The sequence below is a fragment of the Spirosoma liriopis genome (genome assembly GCF_023196085.1).
Lineage (GTDB): Bacteria > Bacteroidota > Bacteroidia > Cytophagales > Spirosomataceae > Spirosoma > Spirosoma oryzicola.
Window position 1 is genome coordinate 327,261 of the sequence record NZ_JALPRF010000003.1, and the last position, 19,687, is coordinate 346,947.

Below are 19,687 nucleotides of genomic sequence, written 5' to 3' on the forward strand. Positions count from 1 at the left end.
GATCCTAACTCATTCACGACTCCTGATCCTTAGCCAAATTAAGGGCGTACGAGTTTGACCTGCTGCCGCTCATTAGCTGTGCTTATATCCAGAAAGAGTACGCCCTGAACATCACCTAACGGCAGGCTTACCCGCTCCACGGCGCTCGCTTCTTCGATGTTATGCTTATAAAGCGGCTTACCTTGCTGGTCCACTAGCTGCAACTGCACGGTCTGACCGGTTACTCCGCTAATCTCAACCTGCGCCACTGGCCCGACAACCGGATTACCTAATACTTTGATGGACAAACCTACCCCATATTCTTGGTTACCGATGCGCGCCGACCTACCACAAGCGGCTAGCCAGTTATACGTGTAATTAACTACTGATGTACCCTGCCGAGCACTAAGTATGATAGCTGGATTATCAGTATAGAGCGTTAAGTCATAGGGTCCTGGGCTGCTCGTCGGTAACTTCTCGTTGACAACCGAGAAACTGATAGGTTCTCCGCTTACTCCTGCATACTGTGGAGTAAACGTTAGTAATCGTTTATTGGCGCTTAGCGCTTCACATTTGATCGTTGATGCCCCCGTAATGGTAAAGCTGGTAGGAGTCGAAGAGGTTTGTTTGATCGTTAGCGCAAAACTGGCCTTAACCGATAAACCCGCAGGGTCAAAGGCTGTAATGCTCACGGTAAATATACCCGTCTGTGAGGGTGTGCCCGTAATAACGCTTCCATTCAATTCTAAGCCTTGAGGAAGACCCAAAGCCGAATAAGTCAGCGTCTGACCGTCTGGATCCGTAAAGTAGCTACTCAATTGAAGCTGGTAAGGCTGACCTTGCAAAATCGTTTGGTTAGCGACTCCCGTAGTCGTCGGCGCTTGATTAGTACTTGTTCCTGACTGACAAGACGACAACCAATCGTAACGGAATCGGGCTTCGGGATTACCGGCTTGGTTGGCCACTAATGTAATAGTTGGATTGTCCCGATACAGACGAAGCGTATAAGGCGCTGGCCGATTAGTAGCAGAAAGCTCGTTGACTATTGAAAACGAAATAGGATTACTGTTCTGCCCTGTATACTGAGGAGCAAACTGAACATTGTATTCACCTCGATCAGCATTGACTAGCTGACAACTGACTCCGCCCACAGAGGTAATGGCAAAACCAACAGGCGGATGTTCATACACACCCATATCGATACGGTTCTGAAGAATACGGGGGTTTCCGTCGAGATCCTTGTCAGATGTGCTTACCTCCGTACTATTCGGATCACCAGCATTGATCGCCGGACTACCCGGCTTTAAATGGTAATCTCCCCGGTTGGCATCCACAAAAAGCGGATCTTGATTTATGTTGCCAACCCCCGTATAGCCACCTTGAATGTCAGAATAAGACGCTTCCAATTTACTTGTCTTAGCGTCTATATACATTCCTGATTTAAACACGGCCTGGTCCGGTGCAGTATTCTGCCAGATTAGACAGTTGGTCAGATAGATTTCATTGGGATTCGTAAGGCGGCCTCTTTCAGATCCCGTTCCGTAAAAGACTCCTCCTGTACTCGAAGCGGAGTTACTTATAAAATTGCAGTTTGTAAACTGTAGTTTCGTGTATGCCGATCGGGAGGTACTATATACTGCCCCGCCATCCACTGCCGAGTTATTGGCAAAGACGCAGTTTCTAAATGTAGGTTGCGATGCAGAAGCCTCAAGCGCCCCTCCTTCTGTATTGGCAGAATTAGCAATAAAACGACAATCTTCTATTAGGCAGCTACTCCCGATCAAAACCACAGCTCCTCCTGTAGGCGCACTGTTGTTTATATACGTGCATCGCTTCATAACAAGCTTCGAGGATAACCCATACTGTGAAACAGCGCCAGCACCAACTGTAGCCCTGTTTCCTTCGAAGTAGCAGTCCTCCATAAGCGTGTTTGTGGTTACACCACCATCTGGATTAAAGGCTATTGCTCCGCCTTCCCTACACAAATTATCTTTGAAGATGCAATTGAATAAATAAGTATTGCATTGGCTATTACCAAACGGAAAAACGCCGATTGCCCCGCCCGCTGACAACGATGAGGTCATATAATTATGTAGAAAGCTGGAATTCGTAATTTTTACGTTGACTTTGCTTCCAATAGATTGAATATGTATAGCGCAACTTCCGCTCAAGCCTTCAGAACCATTTTGAAATCCATCTCTAACGATCAATCCATCAATGTGCACACTATCGGCTACATTATTGATAACAATAATCCGCTGCGAATTATCCTGGTTGTAGTCTTGTACACCAATGTCACCTGACAGCGTGGTTTCATTAGTGCCCTTTAAGCGCTGGCTGGGAGAGGTCTCATTCCCAGCAAAACCACCGTAAATCGAAATACCCGATACAATGCTGAAAGACGCTGTCCTATCGGTTGTTGTTGTAGTCTTATAGATACCCTTCGCCAACCAGAACTGAGTTTTATTCGGAGCCAGTCCAATACGACTCTGTAGCTTGGTACCCGCTAACGCGTTACTCCAAGAGTCTCCCGACCCATTTCCTGAGCCTGACTCAGTAACGTAAACAACAGATTGGGCGTGAGCAAAAGCAAATAGAAATGGGAAAAAGAACGTAAACAGGTGCTTCATAAATAACTAGCTAATAAATCCTTACAAAGATAAGTCTCTTAGTGCAAAGCAAGGCCAAAGCACATAAACGAGTAGTAGCTCAAAAGTAAAATAGCGTGTAGTAAGTAGTATCTATGAATCAAAAATCTTGGGATGTTTACTGCTAATACCAAGATTTAGAGCAGATATTTACACTCTCGAACTGAAGTCATATCCGTTGCGCTAGAGAAAATAGGTAAACGTATACAAGTGCCAAAAAATCTAAATTTCAGGCTTTATTTGCTAAAAATTTGTTGTTGCTGAATCTAAAATAGCCTCTTATTAAGCTAGCATAAATAACTTAATACTATCCTGAATATAAGAAGCTTTAGGCACTGATTTGCTGAGCCGAAATCTGGTTTGTCTCCTATAAGAGAATCTCCTCCCGCAAATCACTCTCACGTGTATAACCAATACCACCTCCTAACTAGTTGCCCGCTCAAAGTTACCCTCTATACACGACGACGATTTACTAATCGATCTATTATCTATGGGCAATCTGCATATTTCGATATGATCCTGGTTTAGCTAGTTCGGGAGCTGACGCGATCGGCAATAATAAAAGCTATGGTCGTTACAAGATGATTGATGATACGGTTATCAGCAAAGGCATTTACGGAAAGGAGGGGAGGCTGATATATGATTCGTTAGTTATCGCTACCATCTGCTTAAGTCCACGACATACCCAATACTGGGCTTGGTAAACGTTCGGTTAACGGCAAGCGTCTTGTGCTCAATAGCCCTATGTCGGTAACTGATCGATCCTCCATAAGCCATTTATGACTCATTGGAATAAAGGTAAAGCTACAGTCTCTCCACGTACATTATTGAATAAAGCCATTGTACATAGTGAATAGAAGCTGTAAAAGATCTACACTCATTACGAAAACTTTGACAAGAAAATAATTGCCAACGGTTTGAAGGGCGTTGTTCAACACGGTTAGCGGATGCTACTCATCTTCCCAACTTTGATAAGTTTTAAGAAGAAGAGTAGCCTTAAAAACAAAAGATTCGAGCTGATATCTATCGATTTAAGAGACGGTTTTTAAGAGCGTTTTTAGAATCAACGAGTGCATTAGACTGACTTTATACCGGTAACACGTAAACGCTACCGGCTGTATTTGATCAAGCAGTGAAATAAATCAGACCGCAACGCTGATAAAATTTGGTAGGTAGTCAAAATTATATTGTTGCTGGTGGCTGAGAGTGAGCTAATCCACAAAACCTGCTGTTGACATTCGGATCAGGGTAGAGAAAACGCCTAACCTAGCATGTCTGACATAGGAAGAACTAACGGTTTTACGGAATGCTGTGTTACAGAAAGTATCTGATTGTTTCGAGTTGGCATGCTACACGAACTTAGCTTATTGGCATTTAAAACCACCGTCAGTTAGTAATCTGCAACCGGTCGAAGGTAAACACTGCTTAGTGGAGTATCGAATGAAAACCGGAATATGGTACTGTGTATTTGTCACGGAGCGGGTATGGGCCTTGATGGACAAAACGAAGGTTTTAATCTGCCCCTGCCTAAGTTGGAGGGATATAACTATCTGCTTCGGTAAATCAGTTCTCGATGGACATCGGCAAACGGATTATCTCACACGTGGCAGCCCAACATGTTTGTTTACTGCCGTATTGATGAATTGAGACTCAGTGAGGAAGCTACGATTGCTGCAATGGGTCAGAAGAACACTAAACAACCAACGCCGTACCGAAAGACTAGACCAAAGCAGATACAATCTGAGATTCTGACCGGCTTGATGCGTAGAGAAAGAGACCGAGTGTCGTTTAAGAGAATGGTTTAATCGTCGTAACATAAGCCGTGTAAAGGCGGGTAAAAGTAATCTTACCTATTGGCATTTCTGCGTAGGACGTGTATGCTATATGTTGATTATCGCCGATAGTTTTATCAAAGCAATTTAGAGGCCATAGACTCATCCGTCTAATGTCATAAGCAGTGCGCTGTTTAGCTACGCTTTCTTAAAATGGCAACAGTTTACTGGTTAGATGAAAAGCCCAGTCAATGTTGCGACCGGGCTTTTTACGTTGATTTAGTTAATACTCTACGGAACTGTTAGCCCGCTACAGTAAAGGAGTTACTGTGATAACTATATTGCCTGACAAGCCGGTAGTATTTGGCGCAATCTCCAACCCCATTGTGCCGGACCCTTTCTTATACCTTAGGTTGAACTGCTTACTATCATTATTGTAATTAATGCTATTGCCCACAATTGGGCTAGTACTATCTGATGCTCCATTATAAGTCAGTACACTTGGTAGAACGTATGACTGAGTAATTACTGTGTTGCCAGACTGCTCAAAATAGAGTTTTACCAAATATACTGTGTTATTTGCTAGCGTACCAGGAGGGACAATTTGTGTGTAAGATGAGGGGCTCCAGTTTATAGTATTGAACGAATACGTAAAGGCTGACGCATTTAACTTTCGACTCGTTTCTTCAGCTCGAATACCGGTATTAATTAGATTCAATACATCTCCGTTGTTGAACGTATAATCACTTGCGCCTGCCAGACGGATAAAAGACAAGTTGTGCTTTACCGTAGCAGTTCCCTCAAATTGAACACTAACTCGTTGCCCGACGTTCATCTTGATTTGAGTGATGTTTCCCGTCTGCGAAGCAGGCAGTATTATATAACTCGCCCGCGCTGATCGTAAATCAAGTTGCTTACCTTGACTCGCATCATTTGCGTTTACATCGGTAAGCGGTATGTCAATTTGGGAGCCATCGGCAGCATCAGCCGGGTAATTATCAAATATCTTATTATCGTGACTTAATGTACTGCTTACCAGTACTGTTGGTCCAGTGCCTGGTCTTTGAGCTTCCTCCCTGTGATTTCCGTTTATTCGACTGTACTCCCAAGGCGTCTGTAGCCATATCGCGGGTTTGTCATTAGGGTTCTCAGCGGAGGATATTCTTAATCTAAAATGATTGTTAGTAATTGTATTAAAGGAACTTTGATTCTGTGGGCCAGCAGCAGTTGCTAATATTCCATAGGGGTCATTGCTGGCAGTACCACTTGGCGGTGGAATGACGTAAAACCGATTGTCATTTATATCGAACTGAGAGCATTGGGCAAAAGCAATAAAGGAGGCATAATCCCCCGGATTGCTATTGCCTGTGTTGTACAACAAACAGTTGGTTATCCGGCCTTGGGAAAGATTATAAAGATAAATACTATTTCTGGCTGCATTAACATGGCAGTTGGTCACGCTCCAGAAGGGGGCTTGGTATGAGGCTTCCAGCACCATACCATCGTATACGCCGATAACAGTACAATGAGATATATGGACTCCTTCAATGCCCGGAATACCTGTATTTGTATTAGAGCTAATTTTCAAACCTGTGGTTACCATTCCTATCTTCACATTGTGAATTATCGTCTCTATGGAAGCTCGACTAGCGGTCATTTGGATGCCTACAGTTGCATTTGCTTTTTCCCCGGAAATACCCTGCATCTGAATGTCATTTAATGTCATCGTGTTAGGATTCTCGATAACGATGCTTTTTTTCCATTCACTTGTTGCCCCTGATGCATAAGAATCTTTGCCTGAGAAATAAAGCCGGGACAAGTGGCCGAAAGGCTTAGATTGTACTTCAGCAGCTTGACCCGAATACCCTAGTATGGTAAGGGCGGTAGCGGTAGAGAACTTTGCGCCAGCCTGAAAGCAAATTCCTTCGATTGTGGGCTCGTAGTTGATAGTCGTGTTGCTAATAACAAATAGATTAACATCAGTCATTTGTCTAACAATGCTTGTCTGCCCCGTTCCATACCATTTTACGGCTTTGTCAGTTACAGTGACCGTATTATTGGTTTCTATTATACCCTCTGGAAAAAACAAACTTACTCCCGAATCGACTGCTTTCTGTAGGGCCGTCGTATTCGCTGTACGAACGGCGTTACTTTTATTGGCTCCTAACTGAATGCCCCATTTTTCTACTGAAACAGCGCCATCATAAACACGCTTGTAACGCTTATTGGCTGCAGCTACTAATACCGTCCCGCTGTTGTCAGGGCTGCTGGTATCACTACCATCATAACGAAATAATCCTTCACGCCCCGGCTCGACCAGAATAAAGTTGTCATCGGTGATGGGCTGATTCTGTACCTCACTCAGCAAGTACGCCTTGATGGATTGTCCGCCACCAGCAGCCGCTACTCGGGCAGCAGCTTTAGTAGCCGTTTCGAAGCGCAGCCAGCGCGTGCCCTCCCAGTAGTAGTAACCCGGCGTTACGTCATTTACCGTTGCCGTATTGTAAATCAGCAAACCCGTGGCTGGCTTGGTAACCGGCGTTGATGCCGATGTCTTGCTTAAGGCTACTTTGGGGGGAGCAATGCCCCGGTACTCGCTACCACTCGGGTAGGGGCCCCCGCTGACATCCAAAGCCGCTGAGCCATCGGGGGGAGCCGTAGGTAGACCCGCTCGGATCTGGGCCTTGAGAATTGCTACTGGACTCGTCAACAAAAACAGGACAACGACAAGACGCTGCCAAACTAAACCACTGGTTTGCATAAGAGAGTGAAGAAAAGTTGAAAAAGGAATGGCCGTGAAAAGACTGATCGGCAGCTTATACCAACTAGCCCAAAGCTTAGGCTAGCCAAGAGCGGCTAGTCTACCCCACGATGCGGACGAACGATTACATTTATAGGTTTACTGCTTAACAAAACGACGACGTAGGCTGCGGCCCTGGCTGGTCTGCACCTCCAGCACATAGTTGCCCACTGGCAAAGGCGAGGTGTTAACCACGGAACCGGGAACACTGGGCCCAAACAAGCGACGGCCTTTCAAATCCAGTATGTGAATGGCATTAACCGGCTCCTGGCTAGTCAGCTCCACATTCAACACTCCTTTTGTGGGGTTGGGCCACAGCCTTAGCTCAGGGGCTTCCACCAACTCGGTTTGCCCAACCAAGCCAACGGCCAAGTCGGTTATACCCTCCACCAAGCTGCCCGTTACTGCCCAGCCGCTCCCCCAAGCACTTGCGGTGGCGGAGGTTTCGCTTAGGTCAATCCATTGACTGCCCGTCCAGCCCAGCAGGTGCAGATTGGCTCCGGCAATAACTGGCTGCTCCAGGGCAGGGGTGTAGACCGTCACACTCGTTGCTGAAGGGGCGCTGATACGCCAGCTGCCAATAGGCGAAATCCAGTCAATACCCTGGACCCGCGCGGCCTGCTGATACGGAGTTTGATGCACATAGCGCGCCGTTATTGCCCCTGCGGGTGCGGAGTTAATGGTTAAGGGATGATACGCGCTTTTATCGCCCGCAGCATCACCCAGGGGCAACGTGAAGGGGATGGTTACGCCTTCGACGCTGGCATAACCATCGATGTAGTTAGACCCATTGGCTCCGGAGACCGAAGCCGTCGGGGCAAAGATGACAGCGTTAGCGGCTGATTGGGGACTTGAGCAGTTAGGCGTGGTGATGACACTGCTCAGGCCAGGGCCATTGCCATTAAAGGCTAACAAAGTGGCAACGTACATGCCCCCTGCCAAGGGAAAGATACCGGTGCTGTTGAGTTGAATTGCTTCAAAGTTAGGTCGCCCGGCCCCGCTTCCCCCATGGCTTGCTGAAGCGCCTAGGATGCCTCGCCCCTGGTAAGCCAAGCCTGAGCCGATGCCAGGGGGCGCATAGCCAAAGTAGTCGGTACTGTTGGTTGCTTTGCCTTCAGCCGCAGGCTGATTCCAGAGTCCGTCTTGGGCTACGTAAAATTGGCCAAGGTGCTCAAACGTACCCCTGGTTTCAAACTGAACCCCTTCACCGGGCGAAGAGTGTAGTACTTCGGTGCCTGTTTGTCGAGCGCTACCGGAGTTGTCGGATGTAGCGGGAAGGAGACTGGCGTTGTTGATGGCGTTCTGAGCCGATACGGAAAAAGCGGTTAGTGCAAGACTGATCAGGCAGGTGGACAGGAAAAGGTTGTTCATAGGTGGTAAAGGGAGTAGGGATGGATACAGAACCAATCCTTAAATGAAGCGGCTCCTGGTAGTCTTAGTAGCGGATGCCGGTTACTGGTTGAGGGTTGGCTCAAATGTATTCATAAGCTTGCGTTTAATAGCCTACCGCTTAGTAAATAGATTCCGAGCGAAAGTAAACAAGCATACTTTTGCTGACCCACCAGCGAGAGCATATGTATACAGTCAGCTTGTATATGCTACCGTTATCATCTATTTATTATATCCACTTAATAACCTCCATTGCAGGAAATACAGCTACACTTTTCGCTATTTGTAGTGACTATCTATTCTATTAATATGGATTATCATTAGCGTCAATCAGCTACATGCTCAGATGCGGTTAGTTCTGCCCTCATCTGCATCGGATAAGTCAGTAAGTTTACATGGAAACAGCGTCCCATCTTCAAGTGGTAGTGATTCCCAGGGGGCACTACCTCCGAAAGCTGCTCTGACCCGTCACACTCGCAGTAGTACCTGTAGAAGGTAAATTAGTATATCGAACAGGAAGCTAAAAGGGTTTATAGAGTGAATACTGGAATCACAATTAGCTAGCTAAACTCAAGATTGCCGGTTCCGATGGAGCATTATTAGATTTCTCGAGTCTATTTGCTGGTACTGCTATTCCGGAAACAGGCTCAGGTAGCCCCTATACATAAGTAACTTCAGGGCTAGAGGACCTCGGAATTATAAGTCCAGGAAGGCCTGTTAAATGTATACCGTTTACAACGGTTAGTGGAGTTGACACGCTCACGGTATCTTTACAGCGGCTAGTTGTATATAGCTTTAGAGTGGCTATTGGGAATGGAGCAAACACTTATTTGCCTAATTTTTGAGGAGTCTCCTATTCCGACATTAACACCGCTTTTTGTATTAGGAGTGCATCCAATTCAGGCGAGGGAATTAATTTATTTAGTACTCGTATTTATAACAATATCCTTAGTGTTGATAGGCAAAATCCGAATGCAGGTTTTTGTTTGACCTTAGAATCTTTGGATTACAATGATGAACATGTGGCTATAATAGGCTGTATGTCATCTAGTCATACACGTACGTTGAAGGCAAATATAAGGAGTGGAACCTTATTTTTGCCAAACGGGTGTTTTAATGATTTTACATTTTATTATAGTATCAACACAAATTCTCATATTTAAGGACTCTGGCTAATAGGTGTTAATTCTGTTAAATTTGCCACCTTAACAGAATGTCAAAAGGTCAACCGGTAAAGCGATCCCCTGCTTGGGCAACTTGCATGGTAATATCAGTAAATAGTTTTAGTTGAAAAGAAATAGAAGACTCTATATACCTTGATGATGTGGTAATTACCTGAAAGTGAGTATTATTTCAATAAAAAACTCTGCTAATACTTTACAAATATATCCTTCAACCAACAACACCCGGACCGTCGCAGATTCGGGCGTTGTTATGTCTAGCGGTTGTATGTTGAATCATGTGCAATCGTACAAACGTAATAAAAGGCTAAAAGCCTATTAGAAAATAGTTAAGCCGTAGTTTTTCTACTCTTCTCCTTCTTCAACTGTAGCATATTTATTAGTGAAGTATACTTGTAATGCTTAAGAGTTTATTAGTGCTCTCAAAAGACCTTTGTAAACGCCAAATTCTTTTTACTTTTGGAAAAAATAACTAAGAAGAGTATGCGAATTGTTTTACTAATCATAGCGTTACTACTGCCTTTATCTGTAGTCGCTCAAGATAATATTATTGTTTAGTAACCAGTTAGCCCTTCGCCAGGATTTCATAACACCGCCCTAGGAATAGGTACTGCGCTTAACCTTATTTATAGTTCTGATAATGTCAGTGTAGGCTATAATGCTGGTTACTCATTGAGTGGGGGATCATACAATGTATTTGTTGGATCTAGGGCCGGTTATTCAAGTGTAGGAGCTACCGGTAATGTATTTTTAGGCAATGTAGTTGGACAGAAAAACACCTTAGGATCGTCAAATACGTTCGTAGGCTCACCCGCTAACGTAACGGGTCAATATAAGTTTCTCACCGTCGATGGAGCAGGTAACGTGATTCTGGGTAGCATAAATAGTTCGACTCGGGAAGCGGCTAATGAAAGCTTGTGGCAGCGTAACGGCAATAGGGTTGAGAGTGTACAAGGCGAGTCTGTTGTGATCGGAAAAGGACTGTCTAACACCCCTGCTGGCTACAAGCTGTTTGTGGAAGAGGGTATCCTGATGGAGAAGGTAAAAGTAGCCGTCAATAGTACGGCTGATTGGAGTGATAAGGTCTTTGAATCGGATTATCAGTTGAAAAGTCTTGTCGAAATAAGCAACTACATTCGGGTTCATAAGCACCTACCTGGTATCCCTTCGGCCAAGGAAATGGTTAAATGGGGTAATGACCTGCATCAGACCGATGCTAAGCTGCTGGAAAAGATTGAAGAGTTGACTCTATACAGTATCCAGTTAGAGAAGAATAGTCAGGAATTACAAGAAAACTACAAGAAACAGCAGGCAAAGATTGATGGACTCGAACAGTTCGTTAAGCAACTGCTTCAAAAGAAATAACAAATAAGTCGGTGACTACTACAATACCCAGTCGGACGCATCCGACTGGGTATTGTATGATAATTCCCTCAATTGTTAAAGACAGCCTAGAATCGGACGTGAACCCTCAAAAATATTTGCGGCCTTTCATGTATAGACTATATATGTAACGACATATATTTGTATGTCGGACAGGCTATAAATTCCTGTCTGATTATTTAGACCTATCGTCTAAATATGGTGTGGATAGAAGCGGAAAGCCTAACTCGTAATGCGGTTAGGCTTTTTTGTTGTTAATCAGTAAAGCATTAATGAGTAGCGCATGGGTGTTTCATTAATGCTTTGCTATTGAAAAATATATAATGTTCATAGTCATAAAAAGTTAGGAAGAGTAGTATAAGGCCATGCAAGTCAGGTTTGATTCGGTTATCTACTTAAACATTCCTGATGAAACTTGCAGTGGCCACTCGCTTTACCATCTCTGACTTGGTAAGCCTACTCATGCGTTTATTGACTGTCCCCTTACTAGGGGTTTACTAATGGACTATGTTGTCTGTATTGCGGGAGCTAACCCGACCACCACCGCATAAGTCGCCTAGATCTGTTTAAGAGTGTACTGATTTTCGTTCCACTTAAATCGTATCGCTGACTGTGTTGTCGAATGAAACACTTGTGGGGGTGAGCCATTGCCGTGGAATGCATACTGATATAAAACGTGAGGGTCAAACTTAAACTTGAGAAGGCTTTTCTGCGCAAATACTCCCTGTGTACAGTAAGTTCTTTTATGAAAAGTATAGGCTTGCTTCAATAATGCCGAGCGAACGTTCGTCCGGTATTATTTGTGTTTACTCGCTTATATTTAGTAACCTACATACAGAAGATAAGCTATTCTCCGATTTAGTACAGTGTACCAAGCTTAAACCATATGCTCTACGATGATATGACAGTTGAAAATGGATTGATAACCGTGTCAACGAGGTCTTTCTCAAGTCTGAGCATTAGAATTGCGTTTATCCATTGTATTAGAATGTTAGCCATGCGATTCCGTAGACCACCTGCTTCGGTTACACGTCGACATTGCAAGTACTACCCAACGCTGTATGGCGAGACGTTATGATATAACCGCTTGCTAAAGAGATTCATATGAGCCACCTCTTTGGGATTACTTTGCCGGAAACGTAATCGATAATTGCATGGCCTTTACCCAAATTGAAATCGAAAGCTATACCGTTGCGGTATACCGGGATTCAAGTACCCGTTTTGAAATTAAGCTCACCAGCAAAGCCCTTCAGCACGGCATCCGCTATCAGGCCCGGCTCCTGTTTGAAGATCCTGTCTCCAAGAATAAAGGGTACATTCAAAATGTGGATGGGCTTAATTTCGACCCCAGAACCTTGTTCGTCAACTATGATATGGCGGCCTTTATAGGTTTCTATCAGGTGCTTAGTACCGAAAGTCCCGTTTTTTATTTTATTGCCTACGAGGATAAAGTGACGAACAACACAAGCGTAGCTCCGTTAAACAGCCGTCTGATTATTCAGACCCAACTCAAAACTAATTCCGAAGTGCCCGGCGATTTCGAGAATAAATAAGCTGCTGTTGCCGCGCAAACTTTGGCTTCTGATTGTCTCACGTTGAATCGTATTTCGTTTCAACGTGAGACAATCAGAAGTTTTTTTTACTCCAGCTTTTCGGGGCTTTCAATAACCGCACTTGACACCTCTTTTCAAATTAGCCCGCGGGCTATGACCGAGGCTGCCTTTCGTAATGACTATCGGAAAGCAGAATGGTAAATGAACGCTCTTCAGTCAGTAACGGCTTGCCAAACCTCAGTTCTATCGCTTCTAGATTTAACAGACACACTAAATTTTTAAGGTATCTTTAGCAGAGGTGTAACAAATAGACCGGTCATGTATCAAAAGGTAAAAAACTGCTATCATGAGAATTGTCCGGCTCGTCTTACTCGTTACCTCACTACTCTTTTCACTTCGTACCCAAGCTCAGCAAACAGCTTTTACCGTAAAAGTCACTGGCCAGGGGGAGCCGGTACTCTTGTTGCCTGGATTCGCCTGTACCGCAGACGTGTGGAAGGAAACTGTTGCGGCTATTTCGGCGAACCATGAATGCCATGCGTTTACGTTCGCCGGGTTTGGGGATGTTCCACCGATCGGTTTTCCCTGGCTACCTACCATTAAGGAACAATTGATTGACTACGTTAAAAAGAAAAACCTAAAGCAAGCGACCATCATTGGGCACAGTTTGGGAGGAACATTAGGCATGTGGTTAGTGACTTCCGAACCGACTCTGTTTAAGAAACTAATTGCGGTCGATGCCTTACCCTGCACAGGTGCCTTACTAATGCCTACTTTTAAGGCAAGCCAGATGGTGTACGATAATCCCTACAGTAAACAACAACTGGCTATGGATAGCGTACATTTTCACCAGATGGCTCGACAGATGGCTTCCGGGATGAGTCTGAATCAAACGAAGCATGGTCAACTCGTTGACTGGATGATGAAGGCTGACCGAAAAACGTACGTGTATGGCTACATTGATTTATTGAGGTTAGACTTGCGGGACGATTTAGCGAACACAACCGTGCCCATAGTCGTTCTGGCCGCTACGCATCCCAATCGGCAACAGGTTGAAACGACCTGGAATCAACAGCTGGCGAAGCTAAAAGAAAAGCGGATCTATTACGCTGATCAGTCCGCTCACTTTATCATGTATGACCAGCCAGCGTGGTTTATCGCTAAAATTCGGGAGAACCTCCAATAACCAATGCCGCTACAAAAGGAGGAGTTCACCCAAATCTACAGCACCCATTTTACGAAGGTATTGCGTCTCTGTAAGGGTTACGTAAACGGGGATCAGGCCATCGCTACCGATCTGGCGCAAGAAGTGTTTATGAAAGTGTGGCAACATCGGGCTGAATTCAGAGCGGATGCTTCTGTCAGCACATGGATCTACAAGATAGCGGTTAATACCTGCCTGCTACAGCTTCGAAAGGCGGCTGTTAATAAAGAAATTCGAACGGATATCCTACCTGATCGGGCCGACGAAAGTGATACGCTAGCGACGGAAGAACGATTTCAGCAAATGTATGCGGGTATCTACCAACTCGACAGCACTGCCCGCTTAATTATCCTGCTGGTATTGGACGGACTGGCTTACGAAGAAATTGCGAGTATCGTCGGGATTTCGGAAAGTCTGTTACGCGTGAAAATTCACCGAATCAAAAAACGATTAGCGAAACTGATACAGTTATGACCGACTTTGAGCGTATTCAATCCCTTTGGAACCAGCAGCCAGACGCAAGTCAATCCGAGACAGCTATGGCCATTATGACGCGAGCCGAAACGGACAGTAAACGGTTACTGGCTACTCACCGCGGTACAATGGTCACTCTTTCGGCTACCGTACTCATACTGGCTGGCTACTTCTGGACTTACGGGACGACTAGCAATCGGACGGTTTTAGTGGGTAGTCTGCTCATGGTCGTTTCCCTGTTGTTGCGCATCGGTGTGGAATACGTCAGCTATCGCCGGTTCGCCCGTATAAAACTAAACACCGATTTGCGGACCTGTCTGGAGCAAATCAGCGCCTTTCATCGGGTAAGGCAACAGATTCAGTTCGTGGTGACGCCCCTGAGTTTTGGCAGTTATGTGTGGGGATTTATCTTGCTTTTGCCGTACATCAAAGCGGGGGTAAGCGAAGGATTCTATTTGTACATCATCTTTTCCGGCACCCTCTTTCTGCTACTCATCGGCGTTGTCATATACCGGCAAATTCGCGGTGAGATGTGCTTGCTGGCTCAGCTTAAAGCGAGCTATGCAACGCTGCTGGAAAATTGAACAGTGATCCCAAAACGGAATGATCCTGGTTCAGGCTGTCGCGCCTGGATGTGATTTGTGTTTCTTTATTGTGCCCGAGCGAAATTCCCTGGTAGACAGCTAAACGTAACTGTCTACCAGGGAATTTCGCTCTTAGATAGCTTTGATCATAAAGTTGGGCCGTACATAAGTAGAGGTTATCATACGCAAGTCAACCAAACTTAATCGTATTGGAAACAATCAAAACGTATTTTTGCGGTGTACTACTGATTAAAAGCGTGTTTTCTTCGTCGATAGGCGTCCTGACTTCTCCTGAGTGGCCTTCCTGTTTGCAAAGTCTGATTCACTCATACCGCCTAAAGTCAAAACGTACAGAAAATAGCTTTTCAACATGAATCCTGTAGTCTAAGCAGCCAACTTAGTAACTAAACAGAACGTTGCTACCAATAGCATCATGAAATACTTCAAAGCACTAAAATCAACGTATGATAGCCGAGCATAAACAAGCCCTCGCCATGCTAGCCAGCCAATTACTCAACATTGACGATGATCTGGAGCGTCTGGTGAGTGATATTGAAGAGGAGAGCGACCCTGCGGATACGGAAGCGGTCTGGGAACAGATTCGGGTAGTCGTATCGGCACTAGCTGTGGCCCGGACCAATCTGGAGGAGCTATTGGAATGAACAGGAATGGTAATCAGGTGGCTTGATCGAGCGGAAAGGCAACGAGAAGCCGACAGCGAATCAGGCTCCTGGTAAGACGTGAATACGAACGGCGCAACCGGTCTCGACCAGCAACTGCATGGAATTACAGCCGTAAGTAGCGCCGTATAAAATAGTCTTTACGGCTGTCCGTGATTAATGGGATGCCCCGCTTTTTCGACCTGGAGGGTTTGCGTGACTGTTTCGCGTTCCACGGGGTACAAGTCGTTTTCTTTTTTGCTCAAATTAAGCTTATTCAGCAGATTCTGTATTCGTGAGGGATCGTAGCCCGCCAGGTAAGCCAGGAGTGATACGGATACCGAAAATCGAAGATAGGATGAAGCGGTTATACCCGAAAAGCCACCCGCGTTACCTGGGTCGTTGGCAGACGTAAAATCGGTTAAGTACGATCCCGCGATAAAGATCATAAAGGTAACAAAGCCCCGAAGCAGCGAGACCAGCGGGTTTTCGGTCATGTACAGGTAGCTTTGAAAATCTTCGGAATGAGAGTTGATTTTCGATGGCTGTACGAGCGAAAACTTATTACTAGCCGCCAAATTACTGGCAATACCTCCCAAGGCTCCCGCCAGGGAAGCCAGCAGCGCCACGTTGATAGGCGTAAAACTTACGGCATATAACGTTAGGTAGTGGAAGCTTACTGTATCGGCGGGCGCAACGCATGGACGGTAATCGTTGGCGTCCAGACTCAGGCCCAGAATAAACAGCAGCAACCAGATCAAAAATAACCCCGTGCCCAGCAGGGTCTTGACGAGCTTCTGGCCAACCGACAACGGGCGGAACTCCGCGCTATTCTCAGCCGGAGCCGGAATTCGATGTGCTGACGATTCCATAATACCTAGTGGTTGGGAGGATTAAGACAATGACCTTCAGTTAGTCGTGCCCTTACCGGAGATAGGTATCAAACGAAGCTAAAAATAGCTAGTCCAACGGGGGATTCGGCAACTGGGCATCATCATCGGTTGATGAATTACTAGTAGCGGCATTCGAAAGAGGGGACGACAGTTATGAGACGGGTCGTTACTTAGTCACCTACTGTGCTGTCGGCTTTAAGAAACCGACAGCACAGTCGCACAGAAACCCAAGATCTCACCCAGCAAGCTGGGGCTGAACCTGATAAACCCGTCGAACGCATTCAGTAAGGCGATAGTTGTTGAACGGCTTTCTTAACAAAAGGAAAAGTTGGGTCGTTTTTAGTAGTGGTTCATCGACAGAGAAATGAAACGAAGCCATCAACTACCTTGTCGCGTCAGTTCGGTACGAACCGCTGTTTTTGCGGTAATCTTTCTTCTTTCAGGAGCGTATGGTTTTTCGCAAAAAGTCGCTATTTATTCGTACGGTAAGCCGGGTACAAAAGACTATGAGGAGATTGCATTCTGGGTTAGAAGCAACAAACGGGCTGAGATCAATTACGTATTTGGCGAAAACAGGCGTCCTTCACTATTGGGGTATGTTGGTAAGGACGTGCTCAACGGCGAGAAAGGATTCAAAGTGCAGTTTACCAACAAGCATGTTTTGTACGTGATCCCGAAGGAACAATCGCTTAAAATCTCAGACCTGTCCGGAAATTATCGAAAGAATTTTACCTGGAAATACGAAGGTCCGGTTGCTGGCATCGGTACATTCTGCGAACCGTGTGCCGACGATGAGAAAGAAGCTATGCAACTAATTCGATTGTATTACATGAAGTAAAGGCATTTTCTCGTTGATCAGGCATCTTTAGTTAACTCTTTCGGCACGCTTAACCGTCTCATAATCGGGCTGTTTCTGAGCAAACGTTTATTTTCAGACGAAGAATTGTTTACGTATATGGTAAATAGTTAGGGTAAATGACTCAATGAGTAATTCTACTACCGTTAACACAATATAGGCTCTTTGTTAAATCGGTGTATTGGTTAGTTTTCGTACATTCAGATAATACTAAGCCTGTACCTCTGTGGATTATAAGGGATTTACAATTAGATCTAGAACCGTTCTAACCGGTGATATTGACAACGATTATTATGTGGTAGACGGTGAAACCCAGGCCTATGAGGTCATCGAGCCAAAATCGGGATACATACTCAGCATCTTTTCTACGGCAGAACTCGCGAAAAAAGCCATTGACAAAAATGGCGAACGGTGGCTCAAGGCATAAGTGATAAGTAGCCGCAAAACTGTGTTGTACTGAAGCAGTTGGTCTTGCTAGTACTACTCAAACAGAATCTCCGCTTACGTTACTGCGCAATCGAGGCAACACCTGACTGGCACAGGTCGATTAACCGGCAAAAGTGGTTGGTTAACCGCAAACGATGGTAGCTGAGCAACATCTGCCGTCGACGCTGCGTATTCGTCAATACACCAATATTGACACCAAGCCAAGTGATGAAACGCAGTGAAGTTCTGATACAACGGTTAACCAATCTTCTCAATCGAGCCGTTCGAAGCCGCTTTGCCAGCGGGAGCCTGATTATCATCCTGATTCTGGGCGCATTAATTGCCTGCTCGAAAAGCGAGGATGCCGTAACCCCAGGCGGCACAACGACAACGGAAAACGCTGTCGCTATCGATAGCATAACCACTACTTCTACCACGAAAGAAGGGAATACAGGCACCGCAGCCAATGCCGATGACATATTGGCTAACTCCACCTTTTCGTCTACGGTGACAGTTGGTTTTGGTAGCTCCGTTACGATCACAAACCCACTAGCCGCGAGTGGCGTAGCGATAACCGAAAGCAATGGTGATGTCGTTATTAATGCTACCGCTACGGGTGTGGAATATATCCTGTCGGGGACGACGACAAATGGATCGGTGAAGATATACAGCGACAAAAAGTTTAAACTCACTTTAAACGGGGTTAACATCACCAACGCCGATGGACCCGCCATCAACATTCAGTCAAGCAAACGCGCTTTCGTGGTGTTGACCGACAACACGACTAACTCTCTAACCGACGGGACGACGTATACGGCCAACGGAACGGAAGACATGAAGGCCACGCTGTTTAGCGAAGGCCAGTTGATCGTCAGCGGCAAGGGCAGCCTGAGCGTAAAAGGAAACTACAAACATGCCATTTGCAGCGATGATTACGTGCGCGTGATGGGCGGGACGATTACCGTAACGGGGGCGGTTTCAGACGGTATTCACAGCAATGATGCGTTTATTGCAGATGGCGGTACGCTGAACATTACAACGTCGGGAGATGGTATTCAATGCGAACAAGGCTACATTGTCATCAACAGCGGTACCTTTACAATCAATGTGGTCGATAAAGGAATCTCTGCCAACTACGACGCCGACACGACGATTGACCCGTACGTAACCATCAACGGGGGAACGATCACGGTCAATTCGACGGCGGGCGAAGGTATTGAAAGTAAAAGTATACTGACCATCAACGATGGAATCATCACCGCAAAAACAAAGGACGATGGTTTGAATGCAGGGACGTTTATCTACATCAACGGAGGAACCGTCTACGCCTATAGCACTTCCAACGACGCTATTGATTCCAATGGTAAAATTACGGTCACGGGTGGTAAAGTAATTGCTGTTGGTTCGACCGCGCCCGAGGAAGGCTTCGATTGTGATCGAAACACGTTTAAAATAACGGGGGGTGTTCTTGTCGGCATTGCCGGGGCTACCAGTATGCCAACGGCTACGGTGAGCACGCAGCCTTCCGTCATTTTGGGCGGGAGCTCGGCTAACCAGTTGATTCATATTCGGTCGAATGAAGGTACCGAAGCGCTAACGTTTCTGATTCCCCGGACCTACGCAACTATGTTGTTTTCGAGCCCCAAGTTGAAAACGGGTCAGACGTATACGGTATACACGGGAGGAAGTGTGTCGAACGGGACCAGTCTCAATGGCTTGTATACGAGCGGTACGTATAGCATAGGTTCACAATCGTCTACCTTTACAACCAGCAGCATGGTTACCAGAGCAGGGGGCAGCACCGGACCCTAGCCGATGCGCCATACACCGCTCAAGTCAGCTCGTATAAAAAGGCCAAACACTTTCCAATACAAAAGGGGTTTGGC

At 45.7% G+C, this 19,687-nt stretch carries 12 protein-coding genes; 8 read left to right on the forward strand and 4 right to left on the reverse strand.

What is annotated here, in order from left to right:
* Window positions 1-38 precede the first annotated feature (38 nt).
* The 3 genes from M0L20_RS18250 to M0L20_RS18260 all read right to left on the reverse strand — a co-directional run bounded on the left by M0L20_RS18250 (window position 39) and on the right by M0L20_RS18260 (window position 8,570).
* Window positions 39-2,609: a putative Ig domain-containing protein gene (locus tag M0L20_RS18250; protein WP_248478440.1), complete on the reverse strand. Its 2,571-nt coding sequence runs from the start codon at window positions 2,607-2,609 to the stop codon at window positions 39-41.
* A gap of 2,100 nt (window positions 2,610-4,709) precedes the next feature.
* Window positions 4,710-7,160 carry a phage tail-like protein gene (locus M0L20_RS18255; RefSeq protein WP_248478441.1) on the reverse strand — a complete coding sequence of 817 codons (2,451 nt, stop codon included), beginning with the start codon at window positions 7,158-7,160 and terminating at the stop codon, window positions 4,710-4,712.
* Window positions 7,161-7,298: 138 nt separating this feature from the next.
* Window positions 7,299-8,570 (reverse strand): T9SS type A sorting domain-containing protein, encoded by a 1,272-nt coding sequence (locus tag M0L20_RS18260; RefSeq protein ID WP_248478442.1) that lies wholly within the window; start codon window positions 8,568-8,570, stop codon window positions 7,299-7,301.
* A gap of 1,871 nt (window positions 8,571-10,441) precedes the next feature.
* On the opposite strand from M0L20_RS18260, the gene M0L20_RS18265 reads away from it, so the two are divergent.
* The 6 genes from M0L20_RS18265 to M0L20_RS18290 all read left to right on the forward strand — a co-directional run bounded on the left by M0L20_RS18265 (window position 10,442) and on the right by M0L20_RS18290 (window position 15,629).
* Window positions 10,442-11,134 carry a hypothetical protein gene (locus tag M0L20_RS18265; protein WP_248478444.1) on the forward strand — a complete coding sequence of 231 codons (693 nt, stop codon included), beginning with the start codon at window positions 10,442-10,444 and terminating at the stop codon, window positions 11,132-11,134.
* A gap of 1,172 nt (window positions 11,135-12,306) precedes the next feature.
* On the forward strand, window positions 12,307-12,705 hold the full coding sequence (locus tag M0L20_RS18270) for a hypothetical protein (RefSeq protein ID WP_248478446.1): 399 nt from the start codon (window positions 12,307-12,309) through the stop codon (window positions 12,703-12,705).
* A 346-nt stretch (window positions 12,706-13,051) separates the two neighbouring features.
* Window positions 13,052-13,891: an alpha/beta fold hydrolase gene (locus M0L20_RS18275; RefSeq protein ID WP_248478448.1), complete on the forward strand. Its 840-nt coding sequence runs from the start codon at window positions 13,052-13,054 to the stop codon at window positions 13,889-13,891.
* 3 nt (window positions 13,892-13,894) lie between these two features.
* A complete protein-coding gene (locus M0L20_RS18280) occupies window positions 13,895-14,383 on the forward strand; it encodes an RNA polymerase sigma factor (protein ID WP_232562631.1) in 489 nt (162 codons plus the stop codon).
* Window positions 14,380-14,967, forward strand: coding sequence for a hypothetical protein (locus M0L20_RS18285; protein WP_248478450.1), 588 nt, complete (start codon window positions 14,380-14,382; stop codon window positions 14,965-14,967). Before M0L20_RS18280 ends, M0L20_RS18285 begins: the two co-directional genes overlap by 4 nt.
* A gap of 464 nt (window positions 14,968-15,431) precedes the next feature.
* Window positions 15,432-15,629, forward strand: a complete 198-nt coding sequence (locus tag M0L20_RS18290) for a hypothetical protein (RefSeq protein ID WP_232562633.1) — start codon at window positions 15,432-15,434, stop codon at window positions 15,627-15,629.
* A gap of 158 nt (window positions 15,630-15,787) precedes the next feature.
* Here the strand turns inward: M0L20_RS18290 and M0L20_RS18295 are convergent, their stop codons facing one another.
* Window positions 15,788-16,498 (reverse strand): hypothetical protein, encoded by a 711-nt coding sequence (locus M0L20_RS18295; protein WP_248478451.1) that lies wholly within the window; start codon window positions 16,496-16,498, stop codon window positions 15,788-15,790.
* A 385-nt stretch (window positions 16,499-16,883) separates the two neighbouring features.
* On the opposite strand from M0L20_RS18295, the gene M0L20_RS18300 reads away from it, so the two are divergent.
* Both M0L20_RS18300 and M0L20_RS18305 read left to right on the forward strand, forming a co-directional pair.
* Window positions 16,884-17,357: a hypothetical protein gene (locus M0L20_RS18300; RefSeq protein ID WP_248478452.1), complete on the forward strand. Its 474-nt coding sequence runs from the start codon at window positions 16,884-16,886 to the stop codon at window positions 17,355-17,357.
* 672 nt (window positions 17,358-18,029) lie between these two features.
* Complete coding sequence (locus M0L20_RS18305; protein ID WP_248478453.1) at window positions 18,030-19,613, forward strand: carbohydrate-binding domain-containing protein; 1,584 nt, start codon at window positions 18,030-18,032, stop codon at window positions 19,611-19,613.
* The last annotated feature ends 74 nt before the right edge of the window (window positions 19,614-19,687 follow it).